Annotated in this window: 4 protein-coding genes and 1 pseudogene; 2 read left to right on the forward strand and 3 right to left on the reverse strand. The window is 71.6% G+C overall.

Annotated features, from left to right (window positions below; translation table 11 throughout):
• A partial coding sequence (locus VJR25_RS03630; RefSeq protein ID WP_324112619.1) for an SMC family ATPase occupies positions 1-678 on the reverse strand: 678 nt, incomplete at its 3' end.
• Complete coding sequence (locus VJR25_RS03635; RefSeq protein WP_324112621.1) at positions 675-1,826, reverse strand: exonuclease SbcCD subunit D; 1,152 nt, start codon at positions 1,824-1,826, stop codon at positions 675-677. The genes VJR25_RS03630 and VJR25_RS03635, both read right to left, overlap by 4 nt.
• A gap of 103 nt (positions 1,827-1,929) precedes the next feature.
• Between VJR25_RS03635 and VJR25_RS03640 the strand changes: the two genes are divergently transcribed.
• Complete coding sequence (locus VJR25_RS03640) at positions 1,930-2,598, forward strand: histidine phosphatase family protein (protein WP_324112623.1); 669 nt, start codon at positions 1,930-1,932, stop codon at positions 2,596-2,598.
• Between the two features lie 3 nt (positions 2,599-2,601).
• Here the strand turns inward: VJR25_RS03640 and VJR25_RS03645 are convergent, their stop codons facing one another.
• Positions 2,602-2,913, reverse strand: coding sequence for a GNAT family N-acetyltransferase (locus VJR25_RS03645; protein ID WP_324112625.1), 312 nt, complete (start codon positions 2,911-2,913; stop codon positions 2,602-2,604).
• 375 nt (positions 2,914-3,288) lie between these two features.
• Here VJR25_RS03645 and VJR25_RS03650 point away from each other — a divergent pair.
• Positions 3,289-3,617, forward strand: a pseudogene (locus tag VJR25_RS03650) (winged helix family transcriptional regulator); the annotation flags it as partial.

Raw genomic sequence — 3,617 nt, forward strand, 5'->3', positions numbered from 1 at the left:
CGAGACCGGGTCGTCGCTGAGGTGCTCGCCGTGCGCGAGCAGCAGCTCGAGCGACACCTTCGCCTGTTCGACGTCGTCGGCCGCGCGCTTGCGCCGCTCGACGAGCGCCCGCGCGTAGTCCTCGAACCGCCGCGTGCCGAACAGCGTGCGCAGCACGGCCTGCCGCTCGTCGTTGCCCGCGAGCAGGAACTGGGCGAAGCGCCCCTGTGCCAGCAGGATCACCTGCAGGAACTGCTCGCGGGTGAGCCCGAGCACGTCGCCGAGGAGAAGCCCGACGTCGCGCGGACCGGACGCCAGCCCCACCCACGTGCCGTCGGCCCACTCGTCGAGCTGCGCCTGCTGCTTCACCGGGGTGAGGCCCTCACCGCGCCGCTTCGGACGGCTGTACTCGGGCGACCGGGTCACCCGCAGCCGGCGGTCGCCGAGCGAGAACTCCAGTTCCACTTCGGTCGGATCGTCCGGGGCGCAGTGGTCGCTGCGCAGTCGCTTGTCGGAGCCGCTGTAGCGGGGCACGTCGCCGTACAGGGCGAAGCACACGCCGTCGAGGATGCTCGACTTGCCGGCACCGGTGCGCCCGCTGATGAGGAAGATGCCGTCGTCGGCGAAGGCGTCGAAGTCGACGGTCTGGCGGTCACGGAACGGACCGAACCCCTCCAGAGCGAGCCTGTGCAGCCTCATGCGGATGCCTCCACGGCCACGCGCTCGTCGATGATCTCGTTCAGCAGCGCCCGTTCGGCATCCGTCCCGCCAGCGCCGGCGCGCACGTGCATCAGGAACGCGTCGATCAGCTCGAGGTCGGAGCGGGCCTCGCGCACGCGTGCCGAGTACGTGCGGGCGTCGTCGACGACGACCCGGGCGGGTGCGTGCACGACCATGGCGCAGTGGGGGAAGCGCTCCTGCAGGCGCCGCATCGGGTCGCGCTCCGGCAGCGTGTCGGTGTACTCGGCGCGCACCCACGCATCAGCTTCGCCTTCGTACGCCGGGTCGGTGAGCAGCGCCTCGAGCGTGTCGTGCAGCGTCCGCAGTCGTCGCGGCACCGGCAGCTCGAGCCAGGCGACCTGCGAGAGCCCCGCCTCGTCGAGGTCGACCAGCCAGGAACCGCGCTGCTTGTGCTGCTCGCCGAAGCTGTAGTGCAGCGGTGCGCCGGCGTAGCGGACCCGGTCGCTCAGCCGGGCGCGGCCGTGGATGTGGCCGAGGGCCACGTAGTCGGGGCCGTCGAAGGTCGCGAGCGGCACGACGTCGAGCCCGCCCTGCTGGATGTCGCGTTCGAGACTCGGCGTCGGCTCGACGCCGGCCGCGAAGCAGTGCGCGATCGCGACGGACCGGTGCCCCGGGCGCCCCGCGGCATCCTGTCGCACGCGCTCCATGGCCACCGCGAGCACGTCGGCCTGGGTGCGCACCCCCGCCCATTCGTGCCGCAGCAGCGCCGGTTCGAGGTACGGGATCCCGTAGAAGTCGACCGCGCCGTGCTCGTCGTCGATCGTGATCGGGGTGCCGATCGCGGCCGGGTCGGTGATCACATGGATGCCGTCGCGCAGCAGCCGCGCCTGGAACCCGAGCCGCGCCGCGGAATCGTGGTTGCCGCTGGTGGCGATGACGCGCGCACCGGCGTCGCGGAGTGCGACGAGGACGTCGGTGAGCAGCGTGTAGCAGTCGGCGGCGGGCACCGCGGAATCGAACACGTCGCCGGCGACGACGACCACGTCGACGTCGTGCTCGGTCACCTGCGCCACCACGGCGTCGAGCACGGTGCGCAGCGCCGCCACGGTGGAGTTCCCGTGGAAGGTGCGCCCGATGTGCCAGTCGGAGGTGTGCAGGATCCGCATGACTCCCACGGTACGAGGGGGTTCCGACATTGCCCCGGCGCCGGGCCGACGTGCGGCATCCCGACCGCGGAGATCGGTCGTGTCGATGCGCCAGAATGGCCCGGTGCGCCTCTATCTCGTCCGACACGGCCAGACCGTCTTCAACGCCCTCGGGCGCACGCAGGGCTGGTCGGATTCGCCGCTGACCGATGCCGGTCGCGCGACGGCCTCGCGTGTGGGGGCGAACTTCGCCGCGCTGGGCGAGGCGTCGTCGTTCGACGCCGCCTACGCGGCCGACATGGTGCGGCACGGCGAGACCGCCGCCCTGATCCTGGACGCGATGGCGGCGACCGTTCCGCTCACCCGCACGGCCGGGCTGCGCGAGACCGCCTTCGGCGGCTACGAGGGGATGCGGACGAAGGCGCTGTGGCGGCGCATGGGCGAGCACCTGCAGGCGCGGGGCGACGACCGTCGCGTGTTCGACCTGCCCTTGCGTGAGCGGATCGACCTCTTCCGCGACAGCAACCCGTCGCCGGAGCATCCCGCCGAGGGCTACGCCGAGGCATCCGCCCGGCTGATCGACACGGCGACCCGCATCGGCACGGAGCACGCGGACGCCGACCGCGTGCTCGCGGTCTCGAGCGGGATGTCGATCATCGTGCTGCTGGATGCGCTCGGGGTCGCCGAGCCACCGCGGTTCCTGGAGAACGGGTCGGTGACGATCCTGGAGCGCACTCCGCACGGCTGGGAGCCGGTCGAAGTCGGCACCACCCGCTTCGCGACGGGCGAATAGGCGTCAGGCCGCGCGGAGGATGCCGGCGCGCTCCGGGTTCTTCTCGAACCACTCGGCCACGTACCAGCACATCGGGATCACCTGACGGTCGCCGCGCTGCTCGAGATCGGCGACGGCGAATTCGGTGAGCACACCCGCGTAGCCGTGCCCGCGGAACGTGGGGACGGTGAATGCGCGCGTCATCGACACGGAGTGCCCGTCATCGCGGTAGTCGATCACCGCGAGAAGCGTGTCGCCGTCGAAGAGTGCGTAGCGGGAGGCATCCTTCTGGTCTTCGTAGCGGAGATCGCGGGGGTCGCGGCTGGCTTCGGTCACCCCGTCAGCGTACGCCGGGCCCGGTGCCCCGAGGGCCGTAACAGTAGGTCACGGATGGCGTAATATACGCGAACGATTTGACGTACTTGGACGCAGTCCGACATAATCGGCCCATGACGAACATCGCACGCTCTCTGTCCGCCTGGGAGGCGAACGGGACTGCCGGCACCATGATGCCGGCGCGTGTGGTCATGTGTTGTCGAATGTGCCGCTGATCCGGTGACCCCTGCACGGCGCACCCGCAGGTACTCCCTCCTGCAAGAGCGCCCCGAGCGTTGACGCAACCGCAACCGCTCCGCACCACGGCCCCGCACCCCGGGCCGCCCCGCTCGATCGAACCCCCTTCTCCGGGTTCCGCACATTCCAGGACTTCCCATGTCGAACATCGCCATCATCGACCGACCCACCGCCCGTCCCGCCCTGCACCTGGTTCCGGACCTTCCGGACGAGGCGCCCGCAGCGCCGCCCGCTGAGGCCAACCTGCCCACCGGTGCGACCCCCCGCGGCTTCGCCCTCTACGTCGGCTTCGACGAGCAGAAGGCCGCCGCCTCCGGCATCTCGCTCGGCCGCATCGTCGAGGAGCTGCGCCGCACGCTCGCGGCCGTCGCCCCCGACGCGGAGACCTACGCCACGGTGGCCCTCGCCCCCGCCGGCGCCGGTGGACGCGACGTCGACGTCGTGCGCCGCGCCCTGCGCGAGCCCGC

This window comes from Microbacterium sp., from assembly GCF_035277845.1.
Lineage (GTDB): Bacteria > Actinomycetota > Actinomycetes > Actinomycetales > Microbacteriaceae > Microbacterium.

Coding starts and splice junctions, on each gene's coding strand:
- VJR25_RS03635 (WP_324112621.1), bottom strand. CDS start 1,826: ATGCGGATCCTGCACACCTCCGACTGGCACATCGGGCGCACCTTCCAC.